This is a genomic window from Flavobacteriaceae bacterium HL-DH10 (assembly GCA_031826515.1).
In the GTDB taxonomy this organism is placed as follows: Bacteria; Bacteroidota; Bacteroidia; order Flavobacteriales; family Flavobacteriaceae; genus Thalassobellus; species Thalassobellus suaedae.
In genome coordinates this window covers 4033890-4060550 of record CP134536.1, presented here as the reverse complement: position 1 = coordinate 4060550, position 26661 = coordinate 4033890, and the positions used below count along the sequence as shown (strand labels likewise).

Below are 26661 nucleotides of genomic sequence, written 5' to 3'. Positions count from 1 at the left end.
GAAAAAAGAATGAACTTTTTAAAATTAAAAATATTCATTGCCTTAGTTTTAAGTGCCTGTTCTTTAAATGCTCAGAAGAGCAAATTTGAAGGGTATTTATTCGCTTATTTTGAGGGAACAGCAGAAAACAGAAAGAGTGAAGAACAGTTGCGTTTTGCAATTAGTGATGATGCTATAAATTGGAAGGCATTAAATAATAATAATCCCATCTTAAACTCCGATGATATTTCGCAATCAGGAGGTATTCGAGATCCACATATTTTAAGGGGAGAAGAAGAGAACACCTATTTTATTGTTGCAACAGATATGTCTACCGCTGCAAATGGTTGGAAAGAAAACCCAGGAATTGTTTTACTGAAATCTGATAACTTAGTGGATTGGCAACACAGTACTATTAATTTAGCAAAAGATTACCCTGTAAAATTCGCTAACGCCTATTGGGTTTGGGCTCCACAAACAATTTACGATTCAAAGGCTAAGAAATATTTAATTTATTTCACAGTTAAGTTTAGAGATGATGATAAGTTGGATTTTTATAGTGCCTATGCTAATGCCGATTTTTCAGGATTTGAATCTGAACCAACATTAATGTATAGTGCAAAAGATGGTGCTATTGATGGTGATATCATTTATAAGGACGGTAAATATCACTTATTCTACAAAGGAAATACTAAAGATAAAAATGGTAAAGAAATTAAAAATGGTATAAAGCAGGCTACTAGTAAATCATTGCAAGGTCCATGGAAGGAATCCTTTGAGTATATTGATGCTTATGCCAATAATAAAACAACGGTTGAAGGTTCTTCAGTATTTAAATTAAATAATTCTGAAGAGTATATTTTAATGTACGATTTGTATTCAAGTGGGCGTTACGAGTTTCAGCGAAGTAGAGATTTATATCATTTTACAGAAAAACCAGAATCGTTTACTAAAGATTTCAATCCGAGACATGGAAGTGTTATTGGTATTACTCAAAATGAATTTGACAAGCTAAAAAAGAAATGGCTAAATATACAAGAAGGACCAAAAGTTTTTGAATCTCATGGTAACCCCATATTTACTCATAAATATACAGCAGACCCAGCGGCTTTAGTCATAGACAATACGTTGTGGTTATATACCGGTCATGATTTCGAAGGTGGCCAGAAAGGTTATAAAATGAAAGATTGGTGTGTGTTTTCTACCACCGATATGCAAACTTGGACAGAGCATCCAGTACCTTTAAAAATAACAGATTTTTCATGGGCTAAAAGTGGTGATGCTTATGCTGGACATGTAGCCGAACGAAACGGAAAATACTACTGGTACATCAGTACGAATTGGAGTGGTATAGGTGTTGCCGTATCTGATAAACCTGAAGGTCCGTTCAAAGATGCTTTGGGAAAGCCTTTATTAACTAACGACGATTGTTTTGCATCTACCCATTCTTGGGCATGTATTGACCCAGCTATTTTTATTGATAACGATGGACAACCTTGGATATTTTGGGGCAATGGACAATGTTATTATGCCAAGCTTAAAGATAATATGGTTGAGGTTGATGGAACAATAAAACAAATTAATTTTGAAAGTTTTGAGTTTACCGAAGCTCCATGGATTCATAAACGAAAAGATAAATATTACTTAACCTATGCCACAGGTTTTCCAGAGAAAATAGCTTATGCTATGGCAGATTCTGTTGAAGGTCCATATGTTTATAAAGGAATTTTAAATGAAATTGCAGGAAATAGTAATACCAATCATCAGGCTATTATAGATTTTAAAGGCGAATCGTATTTCATTTATCATAATGGTGGGATACAAACCGATGGCGGTAGTTTCAGCAGGTCGATTTGTATTGATAAATTAGAGTATAACGACGATGGAACAATTAAACCAATTGTAATGACCACAAAAGGAGTTAGCAAATAAATAAACAAAACAACTGAAATGAAAATTATTAACGTATTCAAAGTATTCGCTATTGTTATACTTTTTTTATCATGTGAGAATAATAAGAAGTCGGAAACAACAAATTTTAAAGATTGGGCTAAAACACCTCCTATGGGCTGGAACAGCTGGGATTGTTTTGGGCCTTCGGTAGAAGAAGATGAGGTGAAAGCCAATGCCGATTACATGGCAAAACACCTTAAAGATTTTGGGTGGGAATACATTGTTGTTGATATTCGCTGGTACGCCGATAATCAAACTACTGGGCACTACAATAAATATGATGAAACCGATTTTATTATTGACGAGTATGGTCGTTATATGCCATCTCCAAAGCGTTTTCCTTCTTCAGTTAATGGCGCTGGATTTAAACCTTTGGCAGATTACATCCACAGTTTAGGATTGAAATTCGGAATTCACATTATGCGAGGAGTTCCAAAAGAAGCGGTGTTTAACAAACTGCCAATTAAAGGGATTGATAAAACAGCTGCCGATATTTATTCAACCGAGTTCGAATGTACATGGCTTCAAGATAATTATACTGTAGTTAAAGATAAACCAGGCGCACAGGAATATTACAATTCTATCTTCGATATGTATGCTTCTTGGGGATTAGATTTTGTGAAAGTTGATGATTTATCGCGTCCATATCATGCCGATGAAATTGAGATGATACGAAAAGCCATCGATCAAACAGGAATACCAATTGTATTAAGTATGTCTCCAGGTGCAACACCTATTGATAAACACGAACATGCAACAGCTAATTCGAATATGTGGCGTACGATAGATGATTTTTGGGATAACTGGGCACAGTTAAATTATTCTTTTGATAAATGTGCCGAATGGGCACCTTATATTACACCTGGTGCTTGGCCAGATGCCGATATGTTACCAATGGGGAAATTTATTCGAGGTGAACGTGCTACTAATCGCTACACCAAGTTTACCAAAGATGAGCAATTTACTTTAATGACTTTATGGACGATGTTTAAATCGCCACTTATGTTTGGAGGTAATCTACCAGATAATGATGAGTTTACAAATACCTTGTTGACAAACGAAGAAGTATTAGAAGTACATAGCAACTCAGTTAATAACAAACAGTGGTTTAATGAAAATGACCTTATTGGCTGGACAGCTGATGATCCGGATAGCGGCGATAAATTTGTAGCCCTGTTTAATAGTGCTGGTGATGGTTTTGTGTCGACTAAAAATTTACTTTATCGTAGTGGGACAGTATCTCACTTAACCGATGGCTTTGGAGAAGATATTGATGTGAAACTTCCAAACGGAAGTACAGATTTATATTTAATAGTTAATGATGGCGGTGATGGTTATTCATGGGATCACGCAAACTGGATTAACCCAACCATTCATTTAAATAATGGAGATAAAGTAAATTTAACCGATTTAAGCTGGGAAGACGCTTTTGCTGGTTGGGGGACGGTTGGAATTAACAAAAGTGTTTCAGGAGGCGAGCTTAATGTTAAAGGGAAAACCTATAAAAATGGTTTAGGTACACATTCACAGTCTATTATAAGCTATAAACTTCCTGAGAATACGGTGCGTTTTACCGCTTTTGCAGGTTTAGATATTGTAGGAACAAATACTAAAGCAGGTTCAACAGTAGAGTTTATGATTTCTACTGAAGATCCAAAAATAAGTGATGAAGCACCTATAACGATTCCTGTTAATTTAGAAGATTTAGGATTTTCGGGTACATGCAGTATTCGTGACTTATGGCATAAAAAAGATTTAGGAACCTATTCGGGTTCAGATTTCTCACCGATAATTAACTATCACGGAGCAGGATTGTATCGTATTTCAGAATTAAAATAAAAAGAAATGATATTTGTAAAACAGTTTGGGGCTATTCTATTAATTTGTCTTTTTAGTGTAACTAAAAATTTTTCACAACAAAGGTTTCAAGTTAAAAGCGGTATACCTTTAGACTCTATTCGATTAAGCGACCCCTCTGTTCTTGCCGATAAAAATACGCAAATGTATTATATGACAGGAACTGGTGGTCTACTTTGGAAAAGTAAAGATTTAGAATATTGGGAAGGACCTTATCATGTAGCCAAAACAAATCCTGATTCTTGGATGGGAGAAAAACCCATGATTTGGGCAGCAGAACTTCATCAGTATAAAAACAAGTATTATTATTTTGCAACATTCACTAATAGAGATGTGAAAATTGATACTGTAGCAGGAAACATTATTGAGCGTCGTGCAAGTCATGTTTTAGTAAGTGATAAACCCGAAGGACCATATATGCCTATGGCAGATAGAACCTATTTGCCTGCGAATAAGCCAACACTTGACGGTACATTATGGGTAGATATGAATGGAAAACCTTATATGGTGTATTGTTATGAATGGTTACAAAACGGTAATGGTACTATGGAAAAGATAGAATTAAAATCCGATTTAAGTGGTTCGTTAGGAGAAGGAGAATTATTGTTTAAAGCCAGCGATTCGCCTTGGAGTAGAGAAAAAGATAGTCAGGGTAACGATAAACCAAACAAAGTTACTGATGGCCCCTATTTATTTCGCACTGGAACAGGACGCTTAGGGATGATATGGACTAGTTGGATTTATAATGTATATACACAAGGCGTGGCATATTCTAAAAGTGGTACACTTGATGGTCCATGGGATCAGGCAAAAAATCCTATAACACCACCTAATTTTGGTCACGGTATGTTGTTTGAAACCTTTGAAGGAAAAACATTAATGGCCGTGCATAGTCATAAAAAGGTAAATGATAGGACTATAAGAATCCCTCACTTATTTGAAGTTGATTTAACAGGTGATAAGTTGAAAGTAATTAAACCATTCAAATTTTAAATATAAAACACATAAAATGAAGGGGTATTTTACTATTATAATTGCCATAATTTTGTCTTTTTCAATTGAATCACAAACCGTTTGGAGTCCCGATAAAAAACTTAATGTTTCTGTATTAATAGACAATGGAAAACCTTATTATACAGTTAAGTACGAAAATATAATTATGCTTGAAAACTCTCCCTTAGGATTGAAAACAAGCATAGGGGATTTTACGAAAGGGCTTAAAATAACAGGTTATGAATATGAAACCATAAAGAATAACTACACACTAGACAGGATTAAGCGATCAAACGTAGAATACAATGCAAATGCATTGGAATTAGCATTAGTTAATAATGAAAATATAACATTTGAAATTGAGTTTAGAGTTAGCAATAATAATATTGGTTTCAGGTATAATTTATTAGAGGATAAAAATCATTTAAACTGTAGGGTTTTAAGTGAAGTTACAGGATTTAATTTCCCTAGTAATACAACCACCTTTTTATCTCCGCAAGCCTCCCCAGGATTAGGTTGGAAAGGTACAAAACCAAGTTACGAAGAAGAATATGTTGCAGATGAACTTTTGGCTACACCTTCAAAATATGGAGAAGGTTATACCTTTCCATCATTATTTCATGTAGGCGAAAATGGTTGGATTCTTATATCTGAAACAGGAGTAGATGGTACTTATTGTGGGGCACATCTTGGAGAAGGGACTAAAGAAGGTGTTTATTCTATTGCGTACCCCAATCCAAAAGAGAATAATGGAATAGGAAGTGTGTTTCCAGGGATAGCCTTACCTAAATCAACACCATGGCGCACTATTACCGTTAGTAATAATCTTAAACCAATTGTAGAAACTACTATACCATTCGATTTGGTAGAGCCTTTATATGAAGCATCACAAGATTACAAGTACGGACGATCTACCTGGAGCTGGATTATGTGGCAGGATGACAGTATGAATTATGATGATCAGCTAGCATATATAAATTTGGCTTCTACTTTGGGATATGAATATATTTTGATGGATGCCTTTTGGGATGTAAATATAGGTTATGAAAGGATGAAAGAATTAATCCAATATGCACAATCCAAAGGAGTAGATGTGTTTTTATGGTATAATTCAAATGGATTTTGGAACGATGCTTTCCAAAGTCCAAAAAACATAATGAATCATCAAATAACCAGAAGGCATGAAATGAAATGGCTACAAGAGGTTGGTGTTAAAGGCTTAAAAGTAGATTTTTTTGGAGGTGATAAACAGGAAACTTTAAGGTTGTATGAAGAGATTCTTAGCGATGCCAATGATTATGGTTTAATGATTATTTTTCATGGGTGTACACTGCCAAGAGGCTGGGAGAAAATGTACCCAAATTATATTGGAAGCGAAGCCGTATTGGCATCAGAGAATTTAATATTTACACAGCATGCTAACGATATGGAGGCCTTTAATGCCAGTTTGCATCCATTTATTCGGAATACTGTAGGTAGTATGGAATTTGGTCCGGTATTACTTAATAAACGTCATAATAGAACAAACGATGGTGGTACAATACGTAAAACCACAGATGCGTTTCAATTGGCTACTGCCATTTTGTTTCAAAATTCAGTACAGATGTTTGCATTAGCTCCAAATAATTTGAAAGATGTTTCTCAGTTTGAGATAGATTTTATGAAAGAAGTGCCAACCACTTGGGACGACATAAAGTTTATTGATGGATATCCAGGTACCTATTGTCTCATTGCTCGTCGTAAAGAAGATAAATGGTATATAGCAGGTGTTAATGCTAGCGATAAGGAACTTAATTTGAATGTTGAATTACCAATGTTGTCGGGTAAAGTAGTTTATTGTATTGGTGACGATATAAAGCAACAACCAGAGAAAAAGGAACTTAAAATTAAAAAATCAGGAAAAGTTAAGATAACAATGCAACCTAACGGAGGTATCATATTATTTAATAATTAACTTATTAAAAGAAGTGCTTAACAAATACTTTTTTGAAGATGAAAAACTTGATTTAAGTTCAAACAAACCAACTAAACTACAATGTTAAAAAACATCTAATTTTAATACTCTTAACTATATAATTATAATAAAAAACAAATACATATGAAATTATTTAGAATATTTACTTTCGTTTTAATAGCCATTATATATCCATACCAAAACCATTCCCAAACAATTAAATTTAATAATCCTATCGCCGAACAAAGAGCTGATCCATGGGTTTTTAAAACAAACGATGGAATTTATTATTTCATAGCTACGGTACCAGAATATGATAAAATAGTTATACGCAAAGCTAATACCATTAACGGTTTAAAAAATGCAGAAGAAAAAGTTGTTTGGTATAAACATGAAACAGGCGTTATGGGTCATCATATTTGGGCACCCGAACTGCACAAAATAAATGGTAAATGGTATATTTATTTTGCCGCTGGCGAAACAGAAAATGCTTGGAACATAAGAATGTGGGTACTATCCAACACATCTGATGACCCTATGCAAGGCGACTGGAAAGAAGAAGGACAGGTAAAAACAGAAAGAGAATCTTTTTCACTGGATGCAACCACTTTTGAGAACAACGGAAAGCAATATATGATATGGGCGCAAAATGTAAGGGGAGGGAATCATGGTACAGCTTTAGTGCTGTCTGAAATGAAGAATCCAACTACCTTAACAGGAACAGAAGTCATTTTGACCGAACCGGAATTTAGCTGGGAAAGGATGAAATACAATGTCAATGAAGGACCTGCTGTAATAAAAAGAAATGGAAAAATATTTTTAACTTATTCGGCAAGTGCAACAAACCACAATTATTGTGTGGGATTGTTGTGGGTAGATGAAAAAGCTGATGTATTGGATGCAGCCAATTGGCATAAATCGCCAGGACCAGTTTTTTACACCAATGAGGAATTAAAACGCTATGGACCAGGGCATAATTCGTTTACAACGGCAGAAGATGGCGAAACCACTTTAATGATTTATCATGCACGTGATTATAAGGAAATAAAAGGTCATGAATTATCCGACCCTAACCGCGCCACTCGAGCGCGAGTAGTACAATGGACTGAAAGTGGTTTTCCAGATTTTATGCAAAATACAGCGGATTAAATTAATTTATAATTATTTTTATAAGTAATCAATATTAGTTTACGTAGCTACTAAGTTTCAAGCTAAAAAGGAACTTTTAATTCCTAAAGTGTTTCATGTTAGATTAATTTCGAGTTTAAAAATAGAAGTGCATGTTAAGAGATAACTTTGTTTATTTAATAGTATCGGTTTGTTTTTTACAAGTAAATATTTTAATCGCTCAAACTTTTGAGCATATTGAATCCTATGCAGGATTAAGCTCTGTTGAGGAAAATAATGGTGTATCTGTTGCCGATTATGATCAAGATGGGGATTTAGATTTATTTGTTGTGGCAAAAGCCCAAGATATTCAAGGTGTAAATAAAAGTCATAGCCTATTATTTCGTAATAATAATGATGGAACTTTTACCGATGTTACAGATAATTCAGGACTAGTTGATTTATTTCCAGTTGGAGAAGCAGCAGCAATTACTCAAGCATTAAACGGGTTTAAATATGGTGCTTTTTGGGGTGATTATGATAATGATGGTTTCCCAGATTTGTTCATGACACACATAAATAAAATTCAATTGTTTCATAATGAATCGAATGGAGTTTTTAAAGAAGTTACTATTGCGGCTGGTTTTCAAAAATATAATACATGTGTTAATACAGGAGCTACTTGGTTCGATTTTGATAAAGATGGTTATCTTGATATTTATATTTCCGATTGGGGTTCAGATTGTGAAGGAAATCGTTTCTATAAAAATAATGCGAACGGAACATTTACCAATGTTAGTAGTATCTTTCAAGGTGTAGTAAACAATAAACTTTCCTATCAGAGCATGCCTTTTGATTTTAATGATGATGGTTGGTTAGATTTATATGTAGCTAATGATTATACCACACAAACAGACGATTTGTTTATAAACGATAACGGAATTGGATTTACCGAAAAATCGGCTTCTTATGGTTTAAATTTTTCTAATAATAATATGGGCATAGCGATTGGAGATTATAATAATGATGGTTTTTTTGATTTTTATATCACAGCTATAGGAGATAATGCCCTTTTAGAGAATAGAGGAAATAACACTTTTGTTAATAAAGGAAGGGAATTAGGTATTTATAATACAGGTTGGGCTTGGGATGTGACCTTTTCAGATTTTGATTTGGACAGAGATGAAGATTTATTTATTGTAAATGGTTTTGAATATGGAAGTTCTGGTGCTTTTAAAAATACATATTACGAAAATTTATTAAATAATAATGATCCTAGATTTATTGATAGTTCAGAAAAAGTGAAGTTGGGAGAAACTACAATAAGTGTTTCTGAAGCCGTTTTTGATTATGATAATGATGGTGATTTGGATGTTTTTGTAACCAATAATAATACAGGGGCATATTTCTATGAAAATAAAATAACCGACTTCGTGAAACCCAGTCAGGAATTACATTGGCTTAAGGTAAAATTAGAGGGGACAACTTCAAATCGTGATGCGATAGGAACGAAACTTTCAATTAAAACAGAGAAAGGGTCTTTACACAGATATTATTCAGGAAAGGGCTTTTTATCTCAAAGTTTAAAACCTGTGCATTTTGGTTTAGGTGCCGATACCGAAATTTTAGAGCTTAAAATAACCTGGCCATCTGGATTGGTTGAATTGCATTCTAATATTCCGGCTGATAAGACTATTAAAGCTATAGAAGGTAATGGTTATCAGATCCTCGATATTCAGCCTAGTATAAAACCTTACGGTTGTACAGATCCTAACGCATGTAATTTTAATCCAAATGCAGTAGTTAGTACAGGTGTTTGTAATTATTTAAAAGCAAGTAAGATTACAGGTAGTATAAAAGCTAAAAAAAATAGTATTGAACTTTATACGTATCCTTTGAAATCTGGAATATCATTAGATTGGCAGGTTGTTGGTGGTGAAATTGTAGATAAGCAAAGCGAGAATTCCATCATTATACAATGGGGTACAGGCGATACAGGTAAAGTTACTCTTATGGAGTCAAATGGTACTTGTATAAGCGAATTGGTAGAATTATCTGTTAATTTATTGGAAGAAGAAGTTATTATTAAAGAACAGTCAGTAGCCCGATTGTGGAATGAAACCTTATTGTCTTTAATCAGAAAGGATTATGCACGACCTACTGTTCATGCTAGAAATTTATTGCACACAAGTATTGCCATGTATGATGCTTGGGCGGTTTATGATGAAAAGGCAACCCCATATTTATTAGGGCAAACCATACATGGTTTTCAAAGTGAGTTTAAAGGTTTTGAAACAACAGAAATTTTAGAGGAAGCGAGAAAACAAACCATAAGTTATGCGGCATACAGGCTTTTATCTGAACGTTTTAAGCAAGCACCAAATCCTGTATTATCTCAAAATATCATAGATGCTGTTATGAATAAATTGGGTTATGATACGTTGATGACTGAAACTGATTATACAAATGGTAATCCCATAGCATTGGGTAATTATATAGCGAATCAAATTATCAGTTATGGTTTGCATGATGGTTCAAACGAAATAAACCATTACGAGAATCTTTATTACGAACCTGTAAATACACCATTAAACCTGTCTCAGCCAGCAAATATAGTTGAGATAAACCCTAACAGATGGCAACCTTTAAGTTTTAATTCATTTATAGACCAAAGTGGTAATGTAATAGGCGGGGCTACTCCAAGTTTTTTAAGTCCGGAATGGGGAAATGTATATCCTTTTTCACTTGAAGATGCTGACAAGACTACTTATAATAGATCTGGAAATGATTATCATATTTATTATGACCCAGGAACTCCGCCTTCAATTTTAAGTGATGATTATAAGTGGGCATTTGCTATGGTTTCAAAATGGGGTTCGCATCTAGACCCTAGAGATGGCGTACTATGGGATGTTTCTCCTAAATCTATCGGTAATATTTCATCCAATCAATTTCCACAACAGTTTTCTGATTATAAAAGTTTTTATAATGAAAAAGGCGGTGGGGATATAGGAGATGGTTATGATGTAAACCCATATACAAATACACCCTATAAAGCACAAATAGTACCAAGAGGTGATTATACCAGAGTACTAGCAGAATTCTGGGCAGATGGTCCAGATTCAGAAACACCACCAGGACATTGGTTTACGATTCTTAATTATGTAAATGACCACGAATTATTTCAAAAGAAATTTAAAGGTGAAGGCGATATTTTAGAAAATTTAGAATGGGATGTGAAAGCCTATTTTATACTTGGTGGAGCCATGCACGATGCAGCTATATCATCATGGAGTATAAAAGGATGGTATGATTATATAAGACCTATTTCTGCCATACGATATATGTGTGCAAAAGGGCAATGTACAGATCAAACTAAGGGAAATTTTGATATTTCGGGAATCCCATTAAAAGAAGGTTATATTGAGCTGATAGAACAAGGTGACCCATTGGTGGGTGATTCTAATGAAAACCTTGGTAAAATCAAGCTGTTTTCTTGGAAAGGACATGATTATATTAATAATCCAGAAGTAGATGAAGCAGGAGTAGGTTGGATACTAGCAGAGAATTGGTGGCCATACCAACGTCCCACTTTTGTAACACCCCCATTTGCAGGCTATGTTTCTGGGCATTCCACCTATTCAAGAGCTGCAGCCGAAGTAATGACCTTATTAACAGGTGATGCCTATTTTCCAGGAGGTATGGGTGAGTTTTTGGCAAAAAAGAATGAGTTTTTGGTATTTGAAGAAGGTCCGTCGGTAGATGTGAAATTGCAATGGGCAACGTATCGCGATGCTTCAGATCAATGTAGTTTGTCAAGAATTTGGGGAGGTATTCATCCACCATTAGATGATATACCTGGTAGAATAATAGGAGAAAAAATAGGAAAAAAGGCTTTCTACTATGGTGTTAAATATTTTGATGATAATAAGAAAATTGATGATTACAATTTAAATAAAGCTATAGTATATCCTAATCCGATTTCAAACAATTCTAACGAGATTTTTATAACTAATACTTCTAAAAATGATGATATTTCTTTATTTGATATAAATGGAAGATTTTTAAGTATTGAATTAGAATTTAATGAAGATACTAAAATTTCAAAAATTAAATTTGTTAAACATATATCGAATGGGATTTATATTCTAAGATTAAATAATCAATCTATTAAAATTATTGTTGGTCATAATTAACTGTAGTACCTCTCATTTCTATCCTCTAAATTTCATTTAGTTTAATACAAGGAATAAGAAATATATTTGCTGCTACATCTATTCAAACTGCTTATGCCAAATTTGCACATTGGTACAAAGATGTAGAACAAACAGGATTCAAAGCTTATAACCATAAATCATAAGTCAATCCTAAATAGAAGTACTAATGCTTGTGTAGAGTCTTTCATCACTAAAATAAAAGCATCCATACAACTCCCAATAACTATCAGGATTAGAGGTATCAAAAATCTAAACTTTTTCCTTTTTAGATTAAGAACAATACTCGCTTAAACACAACAATTGATCTTGATCCGTTTAAAGATTTATTCGGTGCGTATTTTTAATTAGAAATTTACGCACCGAATCCCGCACTTTTTGTTTGATATTATATGAATTTATTTGGTATTAAATAAAATTAAAAAAGCCGATAAACATAGTGTTTATCGGCTTTTGGTGAGATTTGTTAATCTCTAAGCGGAGAAAGAGGAACTATCCAAAAAACTATTTTCCCCAATGTTTATAGTATGTTAAAAGCATCATGTTTTTAATACGCACCTAGTTACGCACCGCAACTTAATTTATGTTCATTCTAAATAAAAAATGGATAGTTTTAGTTGGATTTGGTTATCTAGAGTGTCAATAAATGTTTTATATTGATCAAGTGGATTATTTGGAATTTGAATTTTTTTAAAATCTCATTATTTCATCAGTCTTAATAAGTTAATAAAGTTCTAATCATTATTCTTGTTATTAATAAAACTTAAATTTATTTGTTTAGCTCTTGTTTCAATGAGCTCTTTAAATATTTCTTTTTGTTCTAAACTTAAAAAACTATTATTTATTAAACCTAGCCACTGTTGCATACCTCTTTCTATACGATTCCATAGGTTTTCAATCGCTTTTGCAGGTATTTGTGCTTTGGCCATGGCTTCGTTAAAATCTAGACGTTTAATTTTTCGCTTTTTTCCGTTGAGGTTTAGAGCCAATTCCTCTTGATCTTCTGGAATTAATAATTTAACCGCTACCATATCATAGGCTGGTGCCAAAGCATAATGTTTATTGTCTTTTGCAATGAGTGAAAAGTTTTTTAAATGCATATCGTTATTTCCAATAAGGAAAGAAACAATAACTTGCTCATAAAATTTTACAGCATCCAGTAATGGGTTTTGTGTATAGGTTATAATGCCCTTTGTTATTTGCTCGTATGAACCACGATATTTATGTTCTGTGAGTCGCTCTGTGAATTGGCAAGCATCTTCCATTGGGTACTTTTCGTTATTGGCTGTACGATCTATACGCTTGGTTAAATAGGCTAAAGCGCCATCTTTTAATGGGATTAATAAAAAGGGTACTGTTGCTATACCGCAAGCTTTTGCCAATAACATAGATAGCGCCTCAATTTCTGGCATTTGTGGATACATATGAAATGGTGGTTTTAAAATATACCTGCCATTTAATGCACCTACAATGGTTAACCTATTTTGAGCATTTTCTTGTGTAAAACCTAATGATAATTTTGGTTGTACGCCTGTAACAATGATGCGTTGTGCTACGTTTTCTTTTGCCAACGCTTCGATTTGGGATATCTCATATTCTAATTTTAGTACAGGCGTGTCTTCTTGCCAAAATGCTGTTAGACATTTTTGATGGTAGTTTATGTCACCATCTTCTAGTTTTTTATGACATGCTAAACAGTAGTTCATACTTTCTCTATAATGCTAATATTGCCAATACAATCTCTACATATGGTTAATAATAAGCCCATGCGGTCTCTTGGATTTATTTTCCAATTTTTATGTGCAATGTTTAATAGCCAACCTTCTGGAATTAAACCATCGAAGAAAGGGAATAGGTGTTCGGCACTAAACGGTTCTTCTTGTAAAGGTAACGTCAAACTCACTGCTAATGCACTTTCATTTCCTAGGTATGCTTTGTCATACTTGAAATGATAGCCATTATCGTCCTCGGTTAATATACCAGCTAAGGTTTTATTTACCCAGATTTCTCCTTGTCTCATCGCTTATAGGTGTTGGTGTTAGTGTGTGCCCAAAAAATAATAATACTTGATTTACTTTATCGGTCATTACATTTGGTTTTCCTTGTTCGAGTTCGCGTACAAAACGCAAGCCTACACCTGTGAAGTCTGATAATTCTACTTGCGTTAGATTTGCTTTTTTACGTCTATCCCTTACAAATTGGGCTATTGTATTATCTCTAATCCATTCCATTTTATTATACCTTTATGGGTACAATATAGGAAAATATTTTATAATTATACCTCAAAGGGTGTAAATATTTTTATATTGATGTATTTGTACCTTATAGGGTATAAATTATATATTGGATCGTTTAGAATTTGGCCAACGACTAAAAGTTTGGTTTCTAAAGTTGCTTTTTGGCTGTTTTTTTTCGCCAGTGTTCATTTTGTGTTTTCATAAGTTGTAGGCTTCCCTTGTTTAGAACTGTTTAATTTTCCAAAACTTCTATAAAGTTATCCTTTTTTAAGATCTCGTGTTCCTCCGATATATCCTTTAATTACTTCTTTAGTCGTACTATTTCTTTTTGCTCATCTGTCAATTTTGGAACCTCTCTACCTGGAAAACTGTTCTTGCCATAATCTTGGGATTCTCGTCGCCAGCGGTGCAGTACGGAGTAAGGAATATCCAGTTCCTTACAAACTTGTTTAACATGACCACGGGCATAGCTTAATTCTACTGCCTTTTGTTTAAATGATGTGCTGTAATTTCTGTTTCTTTTTTTTATGATTCAAAGTTAATTTATGCAACTTTAAATCTCACAACTTTTTGTCCAGTCTAATGTAGTAAGTCCACCGTCTGATTACTTTATAATTCTATACATAATTTTAAACATTATGTATAAAAATGACAAATTCATCAGACTTTGCAAATAACCTTTCAAATTTTATATAGGCCTTCATCTTAGAAATTTTATTTTAATAAAGATTTAAATTTTGAGTTTTTGCTTATACAAAGTATTGAATACTAATCTTGCAATAATTATTGTTACGCCCAAAATACTAAAAAAGCCATACCCCTCTCCAAACCAACAAATGCCAATAATAATGGCAAGAACACTTTCTAAATAATTTATTGGGGTTACAATATGGATGGCTGCAATCTGAATGGCTTTTGTCACATATAGTTGTCCGTAATTTCCAGCAATACCAAGACTTATTAAGATAAGCCATTCTTTGCCATTCACTGGGGGTACCCAATGATTTAATGAAAATAGTAAGGCCACAATAGTTGAAAAAACCATAAAATAATTTACAATAACCATGGGATAATCCTATTTTCCTAACGATAACGTAATCAATACTGCTTAAAACGGAAGCGCATAATACTAAAACCAGACCATAAATATTTACATCATTCCCAAATTCTTTTAATATTAGTACACCAGTAAAGGCCAGTATTATAAAAAACAATTGTATAAAACGTATCCGTTCCTTTAAAAAAAATACAGCAATAATAGTTGTGAAAATTGGTGCCAAATAACGTAATGATACGGCAATGCCAATTGGTAAATATTTTAGGGAGGTAAAAAAGACTCATAGCCATTAATCCTAAAATACTTTTTAAAATCAATAATTTACGTTTGTTGCCAAATAGAGGGATTTTATGCTTTAAAAGATAACTGGTCGCCAATATACTAGAACCTACAGAGCGAAAAAATACAAGTTCCATGGAAGGAATGTGTTTTAAATATTTTACCATAGCATTCATAAGAGTGAATGCTATGGTGTTAATAATCATATAGGTTATTCCTCTTTTTATATTCGATCAGTTTTTTATATTCGAATCTTTTTTTTATGTACTTCATTAGCTAAATGATAGAAATTATGATCTAAACAGTGATATTTTCAATAATAACAGCATATCCCATACCCACACCAATGCACATGGTAGCTAACGCATATTTTCCTCCTGAACGGATTAATTGGTTTGTAGCAGCTTGAACAATTCGTGTGCCTGACATTCCTAATGGGTGACCAATAGCAATAGCACCTCCGTTGGGGTTAACTCTAGGGTCATTATCGTCTAATCCTAATTGTCTTGTACAAGCCAATGCTTGTGCAGAAAATGCTTCGTTAAATTCCATAACATCCATGTCACTAAGTTTTAATCCTGCTTTTTTTAGTGCTTTTTTAGTTGCTTCTACAGGACCGATTCCCATAATTTTTGGTTCAACACCAACAACTGCAGACGCAACAATTCTAGACTTAGGCTTTAAGTTGTATTTTTTTAGTGCTTCTTCTGAAACCACTAACATGGCAGCTGCACCATCATTTAATCCAGAGGCATTACCAGCAGTTACAGTGCCGTCCTTCTTAAAAACGGCACGAAGTTTTGCTAAAGTCTCTAGGGTTGTATTTGGTCTTATAAATTCATCTGTATCAACAATAATAGAATTTCCTTTTCTTTGAGGAATTTCAACAGAAATAATTTCTTCAGCCAAAACGCCATTTTTTTGGGCTTTAGTTGCTTTCATTTGAGAATTGAACGCGAACAAGTCTTGGTCTTCTCTGGAAATAGAAAACATGTCTGCTAGATTTTCTGCAGTGATTCCCATAGCATCTGTTCCATACAACTCATGTAATTTGGGGTTTACAAAACGCCATCCGAAACTAGAATCTTCCATCTTAGAATCATTCCCATAAGCCGATGATGCTTTTGAAATCACAAAAGGTCCACGAGACATATGCTCCATACCACCAGCAATGAATAGATCGCCATCATTGGCTTTTATGGCTCTATTGGCATGAATGATAGCCGACATCCCAGAGGAGCAAAGTCTGTTAATTGTTTCTCCAGGTACAGAATAGGGTAGACCCGCTAATAACAAAGCCATGCGAGCAACGTTACGGTTGTCTTCTCCTGCTTGATTATGGCAACCCAAAATAACATCATCAATGGCATCTTTTGGTATGTTTGGATACTTTTCTAATAATGCTTTTATCGGAATAGCAGCTAAATCATCTGCTCTTACGGGAGCTAAAATCCCTTTAAAACTTCCTATGGGTGTTCTTAATGCATCAACTATAAAGGCTTCTCTCATTTTTTTTTAATTAAGTTTTTCAATAAATTTAGCTTCCGTTTTAGCTCTAATTTCTTCGAGTGAACTTCCTGGTAAAATTTCAATTAGAGTTAATTGGCCATCAATAAATTTAAAAACCGCTAATTCGGTAATTAGTATATCTACACAATTATAATCAGTAATAGGTAAGGTACATTTGTTTACTACTTTTGATGTTCCAGACCTATCTGAGTGACTTAAAGTTATAATTAATTTTTTAGCACCTGATGCTAAATCCATGGCGCCTCCAACTCCTAATAAAGGCTTTCCTGGAACGGACCAATTGGCTAGATTACCTGAGGCATCAACTTCTAATCCTCCCATTATGGCAACATCGATATGCCCACCGCGTATCATGGCAAAACTATCGGCACTATCAAAATAGCTGCTTCCTGGTAATGCTGTAACTGGAACTTTACCTGCGTTTACCGGATAAAACATAGCACCTTTACCATCTTTTGGTTCTGGGCCAACGCCTAACATCCCATTTTCTGTATGTAAAATAATGCCGTCTTCAGGTTTGATCAAATCAGCAACTAAAGTGGGAATGCCAATACCTAAATTTACAACATCTCCTTTATTTAATTCAGCGAAAGCTCTTTTAGCCATATTCATCCGCTTCTCATCAATGACTTTAGACAATCCTACAGAAGCTGAAGTTCCTAAATCTTCTTCAGATAATTTCTTTACAACTAAATAATCTATAAAACAACCAGGAGTGTGAATTTCATCGGGGTCTAGAGAGCCTACAGGAACAATTTCCTGAACTTCAGCAATTACAATATCAGCTGCCGTAGCCATGGCTCGGTTAAAGTTTTGCTCGGTCATTCGGTACTGTAAATTGCCTGAAGTATCTGCTTTCCAAGCTCTGATGATTGCCACATTACCTCGTATACCTTCAATAAAAACTTGTTCTTTACCGTTAATGTATTTGGTCTCTCTTCCTTCTGCAATTAAAGTTCCTGCCGAAGTTGGTGTATAAAAGCCACCAATACCAGCACCTCCAGATCTAATGGCTTCAGCTAGAGTGCCTTGAGGCAATAATTCGTATTCAATGCTTCCAGATTGTGCGGCTTTGACGGCTTCAGGATTAGATGTAAAAAACGAACCCACCATTTTTTTTAATTGCCCATTATTTAATAAACGGCCACCACCCATGTTAGGTTCACCCACATTGTTGGCTATAAATGTTAAATTTTTTGTTTTTGTTTCAGCCAATGCATGAATGACATGCACCGGATTTCCGGTCATGCCAAAACCACCACCTAGTATGATGTCACCATCTTTTACTAAGGTAGCAGCCTCTTTTGCGGTTATTTGTGGTACTTCTTTCATTTATATAATATTATGATTCAAACGATTCAAAAGGCAATCCAACATAATTCTCAGCAATGGTTGTTTTATAGGCTTTTGACATTTTTATATAATCTATTTTTGCTTTTTGTAATCTGTAAGTATACGAACCATGATTATCTTGTTTATGAAAAAGTGTTGTCATAAAGTTTGAAAAATCTTGTGCTCTCCAAATTCTTTTCAGGGCTTGTTCGGTATAATTATCAAGGAATTCGGTGGTGTTATTTTTGTAGAAATCTACAAATCCATCTACCAAATGTTTAACATCTGCAACGGCTAGATTCAATCCTTTTCCACCTGTTGGAGGTACAATATGACCAGAATCACCTGCTAAAAACAACCTTCCAGATTGAAGATTATCAATCATATGACTTCGCATGGGTGTGATGCTTTTATCGAAGATAGGGCCCGATTTTAGCTTCCAACCTTTGGTTCCTAAGCGGGTAGAAAGCTCTTTCCAAATGCGGTCATCAGGCCAGTCGTCTAAATTTTCATCATTATCAACTTGCAAATACAAACGACTTACGGTTTCTGAACGCAAGCTATGTAATGCGAATCCGTTTTCATGATAAGCATAAATTAATTCGTCTGTTGAAGGGGCTACATTTGCTAGAATACCTAACCAACTAAAAGGGTAGGTGATATCATAGGATTTATAACTATCCTTTGGCATTGTTTTTCTGCCAATACCATGAAAACCATCGCAAGCGGCTACGAAATCGCATTCTAGAATGCCTGCTTCACCATTTTTTTCAAAATGAATTTTCGGACTATCTGTATCAAAATCTACAATCTCTTTAGCTCCTGTTTCAAAATAGAGTTGTTCACCTTGTTCCAGCCAGATATCTGTAAGGTCTTTAACAACTTCTTGTTGTCCGTAAATAGTGATTTTCCTTCCGTTTGTAAGTTCAGAAAACGGTACGTGAATGCGTTCTTCATCAAAACTCAGGTATACCCCGTCGTGTTCAATGCCTTCCTTTTCTAATCGATCTCCTAAACCTAAGTGTTTAATAATATCTACTGTATTCTGTTCTAACAATCCTGCTCGTACTCTGCCTTCAACGTATTCCCTAGAACGTAGTTCTAATATTACAGAAGATATGCCGTGTTTTTTTAACCAATGCGCCAAAACCAGTCCTGCTGGTCCAGCACCAATGATGCCAACTTGTGTTTTAATTGTTTTCATTTACTAATATTATAATCCTAATTCTTTAAATACTTCTTCTGCGATGTGAATTGCCTCATTTGCTGCTGGAAGACCACAGTAAATACCAGATTGCATAATAACTTCTTTAATTTCGTTTTTAGTAACACCATTATTAAAAGCGGCTCTAAGATGCATTTTAAATTCGGGCGTTCTATTTAATGCTATTAGCATCGCGAGTGTAATTAAGCTTCTATTATGTTTAGATAATCCCGGTCTTGTCCAGATTTCGCCCCATGCGTAGTTGGAAATAAATTCTTGAAATTCACTATTAAAGTTATTTTTATTTGAGTTTGATCTGTTTACATGAGTATCCCCTAACACGGTGCGTCTAACGTGCATGCCTCTATCAAAAACATTGTTTCCAATAATAAAATTAATAAGTAATTCTGAATATATTTCGGGAAGCTCTGTACTGGATAAATGCCGAGCATTTACGATTTCAACGTTTGAATTTGGGATTTCTAAAGCCATTTTATTTGCTGCATTAACACCAGTAACTGTATCTTCATTACCAGTGATGATTAACGTTTCTGTTGAAATATTTTTTAGTGTCTCTCTAAAATCGGCATCTCTTACAGCGGCACAGCAGTTTGTGTATCCCAAAGTATTGTTAGCTAGAAACATAGATTTGGTTTGTTCAACTGTGCTAGAATTTGTTTTTCTAAAATTATCAGTAAACCATCTTTCTAATGTACTGTCAATAATGGCGCTCATTCCATGTTCTGAAATTGTTTTTATGCGATCGTTCCAACCTTGATTATTTCCAATTTTAGAATCGGTATTGCTTATAATAAGTTTTAATAAGCGGTCAGGGTGATTTATCCCAAGCCACTGTCCAATTAAGCCGCCCATAGAAAGACCACAGAAGTACACCTTGTCAAGATTTAATTTATCTAATAAATCTATAACGTCCTGACCTAATAAAGAAATAGTATATGGGTGTTGTGTTGCTTCACTACTGCCATGACCTCGTGTGTCATACTGTAAAACTCTAAAATATGGAAGTAGGTAAGGAATTAATTCATCCCACATACTCATATCAGTACCCAATGAGTTAGAAAACATCAATACGGGACTATTCGGCGTGCCTTGAATTTTATAATTAGTTTTCATTTTTTATGTTAAATGTTACTTCTGTAAGCGGTGTCAATTACAACATGTCCATTGGCAACTCTGCTCACACAAGCGCACATTTTTAAGTTTTTACTTTTTTCTTCTTCACTAAAAAATAAATCACGATGGTCTATATCGCCTTTGTATTCCAATATATCAACTTGACATAAGCCACATTCCCCTTTTTTACAATCGTACATGATTTCTAAATTATTTTCTTCTAAAACTTGTAATAAGGTTTGGTTTTCACCCACAACAAATTCTTTGTTAAAACGTGGAATTTTTACTGTAAAATTTTGCGGTGAAAATAAACCTGTAGTTCCAAATGTTTCAAAATGTAAATGTGCATTTTCAAACGGACTTGCTTCCCATATTTTACGAACGCTGTTCATAAGTAATAAAGGTCCGCATAGATATATTTGCGTCTGGTTATTTGCTATAGAGTTGAGTTTACCAATATCATAATACCCGCTTTCATCACTGTAATGTAGTTCTAGTCTATCTCCTAAGAGGGTTTTTAAATGTTCAGCAAAAGGCATTTCTTCTTCGTTTCGTCCTAAATACAACATCCGTAAATTGATGTCTTTTTTGGAGTGCAATTGCTCTGCCATGCCTAATAATGGAGTGATTCCAATACCTCCAGCAATAAGTAAATAATCACTAGCATTGTGTTTTAATTCGAAATGATTGGTAGGTTGAGAAATTTTTATTTGACTACCTTTTTTTAAAGACCACATATAGTTTGATCCACCACGACTTGAGGGTAGACGTTTTATAGCAATTGAATAGGGCTCTTTTGGGTTATATTGACCTACCAGAGAGTAGCTTCGAATTTCTGTGACTCCATTTATTAAAAAAGAAACATCTATATGTGAACCAACAGTGAATTTTTTAGCACCATTTTCTGGTGTTAACTGTATTTTTACGACGTTTTTAGCTATCAATTCGGTATTGGTAATAGTAGCGTTAACCCAAGTGTTTCTATATCGCATTAGTCTTGATTTTCATTTTTAACCATTTTGTCTGTAATTCTTCTAGCCCACATAGCTCCAGCGTCGATATTTAAATTATAAAATTCTCGCGTTGGATTTGTGTTTATAGCTTTCTGTTGAGCTTCAAGGATGTCTTCGTCTTGTGCAAATATTGAAGCTACGCCATCTTTTAGTTCGGTGGTATTGCTTTGGTCTTTAAGATTATAGTTCCTACTAAAGGCCCAGAAATAATAACATGTTTGATTAGTAGAAGGTGTAATGGTATTTAATACATAACCATTAACTCCCTGAGATCTATCCCCTTCGGGAGCACCAGTGCCTGCAACGGCAACACCAACATCTATATTTACAGTGCAAGGTGCTTCAAATTTTATAATTTGCCAACGATCAACTAAGCCGTCATATTTTATTTTTTTATTTAATTGACCATGCCAAAATGGTGGTGGTTTTATGCCTTTCATCCAACGGGTTACTGTAGCTGTATGTTCATCATAATGTACATCGAAAGGAGCCTCGGCTACATTTCGATCACCAATACTTTCAGAATGAACAAAAGTTTCATGTGTTAGATCCATTAAATTATCTATTACCAATCTATAATTACATTTAACTTCAATCATTTTACCATCACCAGCCCATTCAGGATCATTATTCCAATGCATGTCTGGTATTTTACTACTGTCTGCAACTGCAGGGTCGCCCATCCACACCCAAATAAAACGATATTTTTCTACAGCAGGATATGAGCGCACACAAGCTGAAGGATTAATAGTTTTTTGAGAAGGCATATATGTGCATTGTCCTTCGTTATTGAATTCTAAACCATGATAACCACAAACTACTGTGTCTCCTCGTAATTTCCCCTTGGATAGAGGAAGTAAACGATGCCAACAGGCATCTTCTAAAACTACAGGAGTGCCATCTTTTTTACGATAAAGCACTAACGGTTTATTGCAAATGACTCTTGGTAATAACTCATGTTTTAATTCTGTATCCCAAGCTACTGCATACCATGCATTCATTGGAAAAGATTCATTCATGGTGAATGTGGTGTATTTTTTAGACATTTTATTTAGTTTTATGTTGAAACTTTTAATTAAATTTAAGAATACCTATATATTATTTTTTCAACCCATTTTATGCTATTTCCAATAGCATTTTCAGGTTGAAATAGCTCGTCAATATTATCTATTTCTGTATGCGTTTCTATAATTATTTGTTTTAAATGCTTTCCAGTAGAAATGGATAGTTTACATGCTTTTTTAATAGCTTCATGTGCTTGCATTTTGCCTAATGTACTTGATAAAGCGAAGGCTACTTTTTCTGCATAAATGAGACCGTTTGTTATTTCAATATTTTGGAGCATACGTTCTGTTTCTACTTCTAAATTTTCAATTAAATCAATACTTTTTTCAAGAGATCCGCATGTTAAACCTATTAATTGAGTCAATGTTTCCCATTCGGCATGCCAATACCCAGCAGATCTCTCGTGTTCTTGTATCATACTAGATAGCATTGTAGATACTAGGCCTGGTGTTCTTGTACTATTGCTTAATATTAGTGCGCATGTTACTGGGTTTCTTTTATGAGGCATAGTGCTAGAGCCCCCTTTCCCTTCTTGTGCGCCTTCAAATGCTTCTCCAACTTCCGTTTGCATCATTAAAGAAATGTCTTTAGCAATTTTTCCAAGAGAACCACTTAAAATCCCTAAAACGCTAGCAAATTCATTTAAGTCATCTCTTTGCGATTGCCATAGTGAGGCATTTCTTAAATTTAAATATTCGGCAAATTTTATTTGAACCTCGTCAGTAATATTGTTATTGCCGCTACCAACAGCGCCACTTAATTGTATTTGTAGAACATCAGTTTTAACAGTTTGTAATCTAAGTTTTGAACGGGTTATACTTTCTAGCCAATTTGCAGTTTTTAATCCAAAAGTAATTGGTCGAGCTTGTTGCATTAAAGTGCGACCAATCATAATTGTATTTTGGTGTTTTTTTGTAATATTTAATAGAGCTTGTTCAAGAGTAATTAATTTATCTTCCATCCATGAGATAACTTCTTTTATAGATAGTATTGAAGCGGTATCAATAATGTCTTGACTAGTAGCTCCAAAATGAACATATTTTGAAGCTTCAAAATTTGAATTCTTTATAACTTTTGTTAATTGCTGAACTAATGGAATAGCTGCATTGCCACCTAGTTTTATGTCAGTAATTAATTTGTCTATGTCAATATATTCAACGTTACAGCTAAATTCAATAATTTCAGCAGCTTCAACAGGTATTAAACCTAATTCTGCTTGTGCTTTTGCAAGTGTAGCTTCAGCAGTTAGCATATTGGTTATTACAGATCTATTGGAGAATAGCTGATTTATTTCATTAGAATAAAATGTTTCAGAGTATAAAGACATAAATATTGACTATTAAATTTTAAAAAAGACAGTTTCGTTAGCGTCTTGCATATAAATGTTGAATTCATAACCAATATTTGTTTTCTTAGCAATTATAGTATCTCTTCTTTCATTTGGAATAGAGTTTAAAACGCTATCTGTCTGGTTTAATTCTTGTTCGTCTGAAAAATAAATGCGTGTGTAAGAATGTAATAATTGACCACGCATATAAAGAATGACATTTATATAGGGAGCTTGACCATCAACAGATTTTGGTTTTATGGTTGAAAACGAAAATTGATTATCTTCATCGGTACCTGTGCCATATCTCCCAAATAGTTTCTTTTCGCCATCATTTTGCCATAATTCAATCATGGCATCATTTATTGTGTTTCCTTCGCCATCATAAACTTTACCAAAAATGTTTATTGCATTTGGGTTTTTTGAAGGATCGACCATTTTATTGTCAACCCAACTTTTAAAATTATACCCATATTGTTCAGGTGTTAATCCGTACGCAAAATAAGGACCTACAGTTTGAGATGGAGTTTGAGGTGATATTTTATTTTTTGTAGTCATAGTTATTTGTTTTCAAATGGTGTTGCGTTATGTCCTCTTAAAACAATATCAAACCGATACCCTAAAGCATATTCTGGTTCTGTTACAGAAAGGTCGAAACTTGAAATTAATAATTCTCTTCCTCTTTTTGGAATGGCATTGTATATAGGGTCAAATTCTAATAGAGGATCATTTGGAAAATACATTTGTGTAATGAGTCTGTTAGAAATATCGCCTCCAAAAAGCGAAAAATGAATATGATTAGGTCGCCATGCGTTAGAATGATTTCCCCAAGGGTAAGCGCCAGGTTTTATAGTGTAAAATTTATAGTTTCCGTTTGCATCAGTCATACATCTTCCAGCTCCTAAGAAATTAGGATCTAGAGGAGCATCGTGTTGGTCTACTTTATGTACATATCTCCCTGCTGAATTGGCTTGCCATATCTCCAGCAATGTATGAGGCAAAGGTTGGCCTAATTCATTAGTTACTTTACCATTAACCACTATGCGTTCGCCAATAGGTTCGCCATCTTTTATGGCATTTTTTGTTAAGTCATGATCTAAGTTTCCTAGTTCAAAATCTTTAAAAATTGGACCCGATAATTCTGACAAGGTCTTTTTGGTAATTATTAAAGGTTTACTAGGTGATCTTAGTATTGTCGATTTGTATTCTGGAGCTAAGTATGGAGGTTGTACTTCCATGTCAAATTGACTATAAATTAATTTACTCATGATACTAATTTAGTTTGTATCAAAACTATTTAAATAAACAAATTAGGTATTGGATTAAATAATTTTATAATTGTACAAAATTAACATTTTATAAAATAATGTTTGTGTTTGTTTGTTGTTTATAAATATAAATATTTAATTTACAGTGAATTAAAATTTAATAGTTTTTTGTGTATTTTTAAATATTGTGTAATATATTAACATGTTATGAAGTCTATATTACAATTTAAGGGACCTTACGGGGATAATCAAACTTCTTTTATTCCGGATTTTATTCATTTTGAATCCTTAGAAAAGAGAAGTAAAATATATGCATGGGAAATAAGTCAGCACGTGCATTCAGAATTATTTCAGATGTTTATAATACGTTCTGGAAAAGGTGTATTGGTTTCTGGTAAAAATAAAATAGTTATTTCTAGTCCATGTGTTATTGTTGTTCCTGCATCTATTATGCATGGGTTTAGTTTTGATTCTAATATAGATGGTGATGTTTTAACTTTTTCTGATAATTATTTTGAAAGCATTTTAAAAAACCATGCGCAGTTGTATCTAAAATTAAATAAATTGAGTCAATTTGTTTTTAAAGATGATAAAAAGGTATTTAGTGATTTTATATACTTAGTTAAAAAAATAAAAAATGAAATTATAGATGATAATGTCGAGAGGCAATTGTGTTTACAATCGTATTTTCAGTTACTGTTTTTAAAATTATACAGAAAAGGTTATGAGAATGAATATGTTGAATTAAATACACCTAATAAAACATTAATACATTTTAGAAATTTTCAAAAGTTAATTAAACAATCGCTTCAAAACCCTTTGTCAATCGAGCAATATTCAGAGAAATTAAATATTACACAGATGCATCTTAATAGAGTTTGTCATGCGGTTGTTGGTGAGTCTGCTTTAAAGGTTGTTCAAGGTTTTGTGATTAGTGAGGCAAAAAAATACTTATTAAATACATCTTATTCGGTTTCAGAGATTGCATATTTTTTGAATTTTAATGATCCTGCTTACTTCACTCGATTATTTAAAAAATTAGTAGGAGTGCCGCCTAGAGAATTCAGGAATTCCTAGTAAAACGTCATGTAATTGGTGTTTTTGTTTTAAGTTGTAATACCGTAAACGCTTAAAATAGAATACTAAATAGCCTTAAAA

At 33.8% G+C, this 26661-nt stretch carries 20 protein-coding genes and 1 pseudogene; 7 read left to right on the top strand and 14 right to left on the bottom strand.

Features of this window, described 5'->3' with window-relative positions; translation table 11 throughout:
- The first annotated feature begins 9 nt into the window (after nt 1-9).
- The 6 genes from RHP49_17195 (at nt 10) to RHP49_17170 (ending at nt 12039) form a co-directional block, all read left to right on the top strand.
- Complete coding sequence (locus tag RHP49_17195) at nt 10-1911, top strand: family 43 glycosylhydrolase (GenBank protein WNH12611.1); 1902 nt, start codon at nt 10-12, stop codon at nt 1909-1911.
- A gap of 18 nt (nt 1912-1929) precedes the next feature.
- Complete coding sequence (locus RHP49_17190; GenBank protein WNH12610.1) at nt 1930-3771, top strand: NPCBM/NEW2 domain-containing protein; 1842 nt, start codon at nt 1930-1932, stop codon at nt 3769-3771.
- A 6-nt stretch (nt 3772-3777) separates the two neighbouring features.
- Nucleotides 3778-4782, top strand: a complete 1005-nt coding sequence (locus RHP49_17185; GenBank protein WNH12609.1) for a glycoside hydrolase family 43 protein — start codon at nt 3778-3780, stop codon at nt 4780-4782.
- A 16-nt stretch (nt 4783-4798) separates the two neighbouring features.
- Nucleotides 4799-6736, top strand: a complete 1938-nt coding sequence (locus RHP49_17180) for a glycoside hydrolase family 97 catalytic domain-containing protein (GenBank protein ID WNH12608.1) — start codon at nt 4799-4801, stop codon at nt 6734-6736.
- A gap of 144 nt (nt 6737-6880) precedes the next feature.
- Nucleotides 6881-7885, top strand: coding sequence for a glycoside hydrolase family 43 protein (locus RHP49_17175; GenBank protein ID WNH12607.1), 1005 nt, complete (start codon nt 6881-6883; stop codon nt 7883-7885).
- Between the two features lie 131 nt (nt 7886-8016).
- The gene (locus tag RHP49_17170) at nt 8017-12039 is read left to right on the top strand and encodes an FG-GAP-like repeat-containing protein (GenBank protein WNH12606.1); all 4023 of its coding nucleotides are present in this window, start codon (nt 8017-8019) and stop codon (nt 12037-12039) included.
- A gap of 752 nt (nt 12040-12791) precedes the next feature.
- Here the strand turns inward: RHP49_17170 and RHP49_17165 are convergent.
- The 14 genes and pseudogenes from RHP49_17165 to pcaH form a co-directional block, all read right to left on the bottom strand.
- On the bottom strand, nt 12792-13763 hold the full coding sequence (locus tag RHP49_17165) for a HipA domain-containing protein (protein WNH12605.1): 972 nt from the start codon (nt 13761-13763) through the stop codon (nt 12792-12794).
- A complete protein-coding gene (locus RHP49_17160) occupies nt 13760-14077 on the bottom strand; it encodes a HipA N-terminal domain-containing protein (protein WNH12604.1) in 318 nt (105 codons plus the stop codon). Before RHP49_17160 ends, RHP49_17165 begins: the two co-directional genes overlap by 4 nt.
- On the bottom strand, nt 14049-14288 hold the full coding sequence (locus RHP49_17155; GenBank protein WNH12603.1) for a helix-turn-helix transcriptional regulator: 240 nt from the start codon (nt 14286-14288) through the stop codon (nt 14049-14051). Before RHP49_17155 ends, RHP49_17160 begins: the two co-directional genes overlap by 29 nt.
- 310 nt (nt 14289-14598) lie before the next feature.
- A pseudogene (locus tag RHP49_17150) lies at nt 14599-14826 on the bottom strand (transposase).
- Between the two features lie 198 nt (nt 14827-15024).
- Nucleotides 15025-15360, bottom strand: coding sequence for an EamA family transporter (locus RHP49_17145; GenBank protein ID WNH12602.1), 336 nt, complete (start codon nt 15358-15360; stop codon nt 15025-15027).
- 567 nt (nt 15361-15927) lie between these two features.
- Nucleotides 15928-17139, bottom strand: a complete 1212-nt coding sequence (pcaF, locus tag RHP49_17140) for a 3-oxoadipyl-CoA thiolase (GenBank protein WNH12601.1) — start codon at nt 17137-17139, stop codon at nt 15928-15930.
- A gap of 6 nt (nt 17140-17145) precedes the next feature.
- Nucleotides 17146-18492, bottom strand: coding sequence for a 3-oxoacid CoA-transferase (locus RHP49_17135; protein ID WNH12600.1), 1347 nt, complete (start codon nt 18490-18492; stop codon nt 17146-17148).
- Nucleotides 18493-18502: 10 nt separating this feature from the next.
- Nucleotides 18503-19696 (bottom strand): 4-hydroxybenzoate 3-monooxygenase, encoded by a 1194-nt coding sequence (locus RHP49_17130; protein WNH12599.1) that lies wholly within the window; start codon nt 19694-19696, stop codon nt 18503-18505.
- A gap of 9 nt (nt 19697-19705) precedes the next feature.
- On the bottom strand, nt 19706-20830 hold the full coding sequence (gene pcaD, locus RHP49_17125; GenBank protein ID WNH12598.1) for a 3-oxoadipate enol-lactonase: 1125 nt from the start codon (nt 20828-20830) through the stop codon (nt 19706-19708).
- A gap of 8 nt (nt 20831-20838) precedes the next feature.
- Complete coding sequence (locus RHP49_17120; protein WNH12597.1) at nt 20839-21822, bottom strand: PDR/VanB family oxidoreductase; 984 nt, start codon at nt 21820-21822, stop codon at nt 20839-20841.
- The gene (locus RHP49_17115) at nt 21822-22889 is read right to left on the bottom strand and encodes an aromatic ring-hydroxylating dioxygenase subunit alpha (protein ID WNH12596.1); all 1068 of its coding nucleotides are present in this window, start codon (nt 22887-22889) and stop codon (nt 21822-21824) included. The genes RHP49_17120 and RHP49_17115 overlap by 1 nt, the downstream gene beginning before the upstream one ends.
- 35 nt (nt 22890-22924) lie before the next feature.
- Nucleotides 22925-24235 (bottom strand): 3-carboxy-cis,cis-muconate cycloisomerase, encoded by a 1311-nt coding sequence (gene pcaB, locus RHP49_17110; GenBank protein WNH12595.1) that lies wholly within the window; start codon nt 24233-24235, stop codon nt 22925-22927.
- 12 nt (nt 24236-24247) lie between these two features.
- Complete coding sequence (gene pcaG / locus RHP49_17105) at nt 24248-24793, bottom strand: protocatechuate 3,4-dioxygenase subunit alpha (protein ID WNH12594.1); 546 nt, start codon at nt 24791-24793, stop codon at nt 24248-24250.
- Between the two features lie 2 nt (nt 24794-24795).
- Entirely contained in the window at nt 24796-25503 is a 708-nt protein-coding gene (pcaH, locus tag RHP49_17100; protein WNH12593.1) for a protocatechuate 3,4-dioxygenase subunit beta, read from the bottom strand.
- Nucleotides 25504-25710: 207 nt separating this feature from the next.
- Between pcaH and RHP49_17095 the strand changes: the two genes are divergently transcribed.
- Nucleotides 25711-26580, top strand: coding sequence for a helix-turn-helix domain-containing protein (locus RHP49_17095; GenBank protein ID WNH12592.1), 870 nt, complete (start codon nt 25711-25713; stop codon nt 26578-26580).
- Nucleotides 26581-26661: the final 81 nt, after the last annotated feature.

Excerpts from the sequence above, each read along its gene's own strand:
- pcaH (WNH12593.1), bottom strand. The coding sequence starts at position 25,503 with ATGAGTAAATTAATTTATAGTCAATTTGACATGGAAGTACAACCTCCA.
- pcaG (WNH12594.1), bottom strand. The coding sequence starts at position 24,793 with ATGACTACAAAAAATAAAATATCACCTCAAACTCCATCTCAAACTGTA.
- pcaB (WNH12595.1), bottom strand. The coding sequence starts at position 24,235 with ATGTCTTTATACTCTGAAACATTTTATTCTAATGAAATAAATCAGCTA.
- RHP49_17195 (WNH12611.1), top strand. The coding sequence starts at position 10 with ATGAACTTTTTAAAATTAAAAATATTCATTGCCTTAGTTTTAAGTGCC.
- RHP49_17170 (WNH12606.1), top strand. The coding sequence starts at position 8,017 with ATGTTAAGAGATAACTTTGTTTATTTAATAGTATCGGTTTGTTTTTTA.
- RHP49_17115 (WNH12596.1), bottom strand. The coding sequence starts at position 22,889 with ATGTCTAAAAAATACACCACATTCACCATGAATGAATCTTTTCCAATG.
- RHP49_17130 (WNH12599.1), bottom strand. The coding sequence starts at position 19,696 with ATGAAAACAATTAAAACACAAGTTGGCATCATTGGTGCTGGACCAGCA.
- pcaF (WNH12601.1), bottom strand. The coding sequence starts at position 17,139 with ATGAGAGAAGCCTTTATAGTTGATGCATTAAGAACACCCATAGGAAGT.
- RHP49_17095 (WNH12592.1), top strand. The coding sequence starts at position 25,711 with ATGAAGTCTATATTACAATTTAAGGGACCTTACGGGGATAATCAAACT.
- RHP49_17190 (WNH12610.1), top strand. The coding sequence starts at position 1,930 with ATGAAAATTATTAACGTATTCAAAGTATTCGCTATTGTTATACTTTTT.
- RHP49_17155 (WNH12603.1), bottom strand. The coding sequence starts at position 14,288 with ATGGAATGGATTAGAGATAATACAATAGCCCAATTTGTAAGGGATAGA.
- RHP49_17165 (WNH12605.1), bottom strand. The coding sequence starts at position 13,763 with ATGAACTACTGTTTAGCATGTCATAAAAAACTAGAAGATGGTGACATA.
- RHP49_17160 (WNH12604.1), bottom strand. The coding sequence starts at position 14,077 with ATGAGACAAGGAGAAATCTGGGTAAATAAAACCTTAGCTGGTATATTA.
- RHP49_17120 (WNH12597.1), bottom strand. The coding sequence starts at position 21,822 with ATGCGATATAGAAACACTTGGGTTAACGCTACTATTACCAATACCGAA.
- RHP49_17135 (WNH12600.1), bottom strand. The coding sequence starts at position 18,492 with ATGAAAGAAGTACCACAAATAACCGCAAAAGAGGCTGCTACCTTAGTA.
- RHP49_17185 (WNH12609.1), top strand. The coding sequence starts at position 3,778 with ATGATATTTGTAAAACAGTTTGGGGCTATTCTATTAATTTGTCTTTTT.
- RHP49_17175 (WNH12607.1), top strand. The coding sequence starts at position 6,881 with ATGAAATTATTTAGAATATTTACTTTCGTTTTAATAGCCATTATATAT.
- RHP49_17180 (WNH12608.1), top strand. The coding sequence starts at position 4,799 with ATGAAGGGGTATTTTACTATTATAATTGCCATAATTTTGTCTTTTTCA.
- RHP49_17145 (WNH12602.1), bottom strand. The coding sequence starts at position 15,360 with ATGGTTATTGTAAATTATTTTATGGTTTTTTCAACTATTGTGGCCTTA.
- pcaD (WNH12598.1), bottom strand. The coding sequence starts at position 20,830 with ATGAAAACTAATTATAAAATTCAAGGCACGCCGAATAGTCCCGTATTG.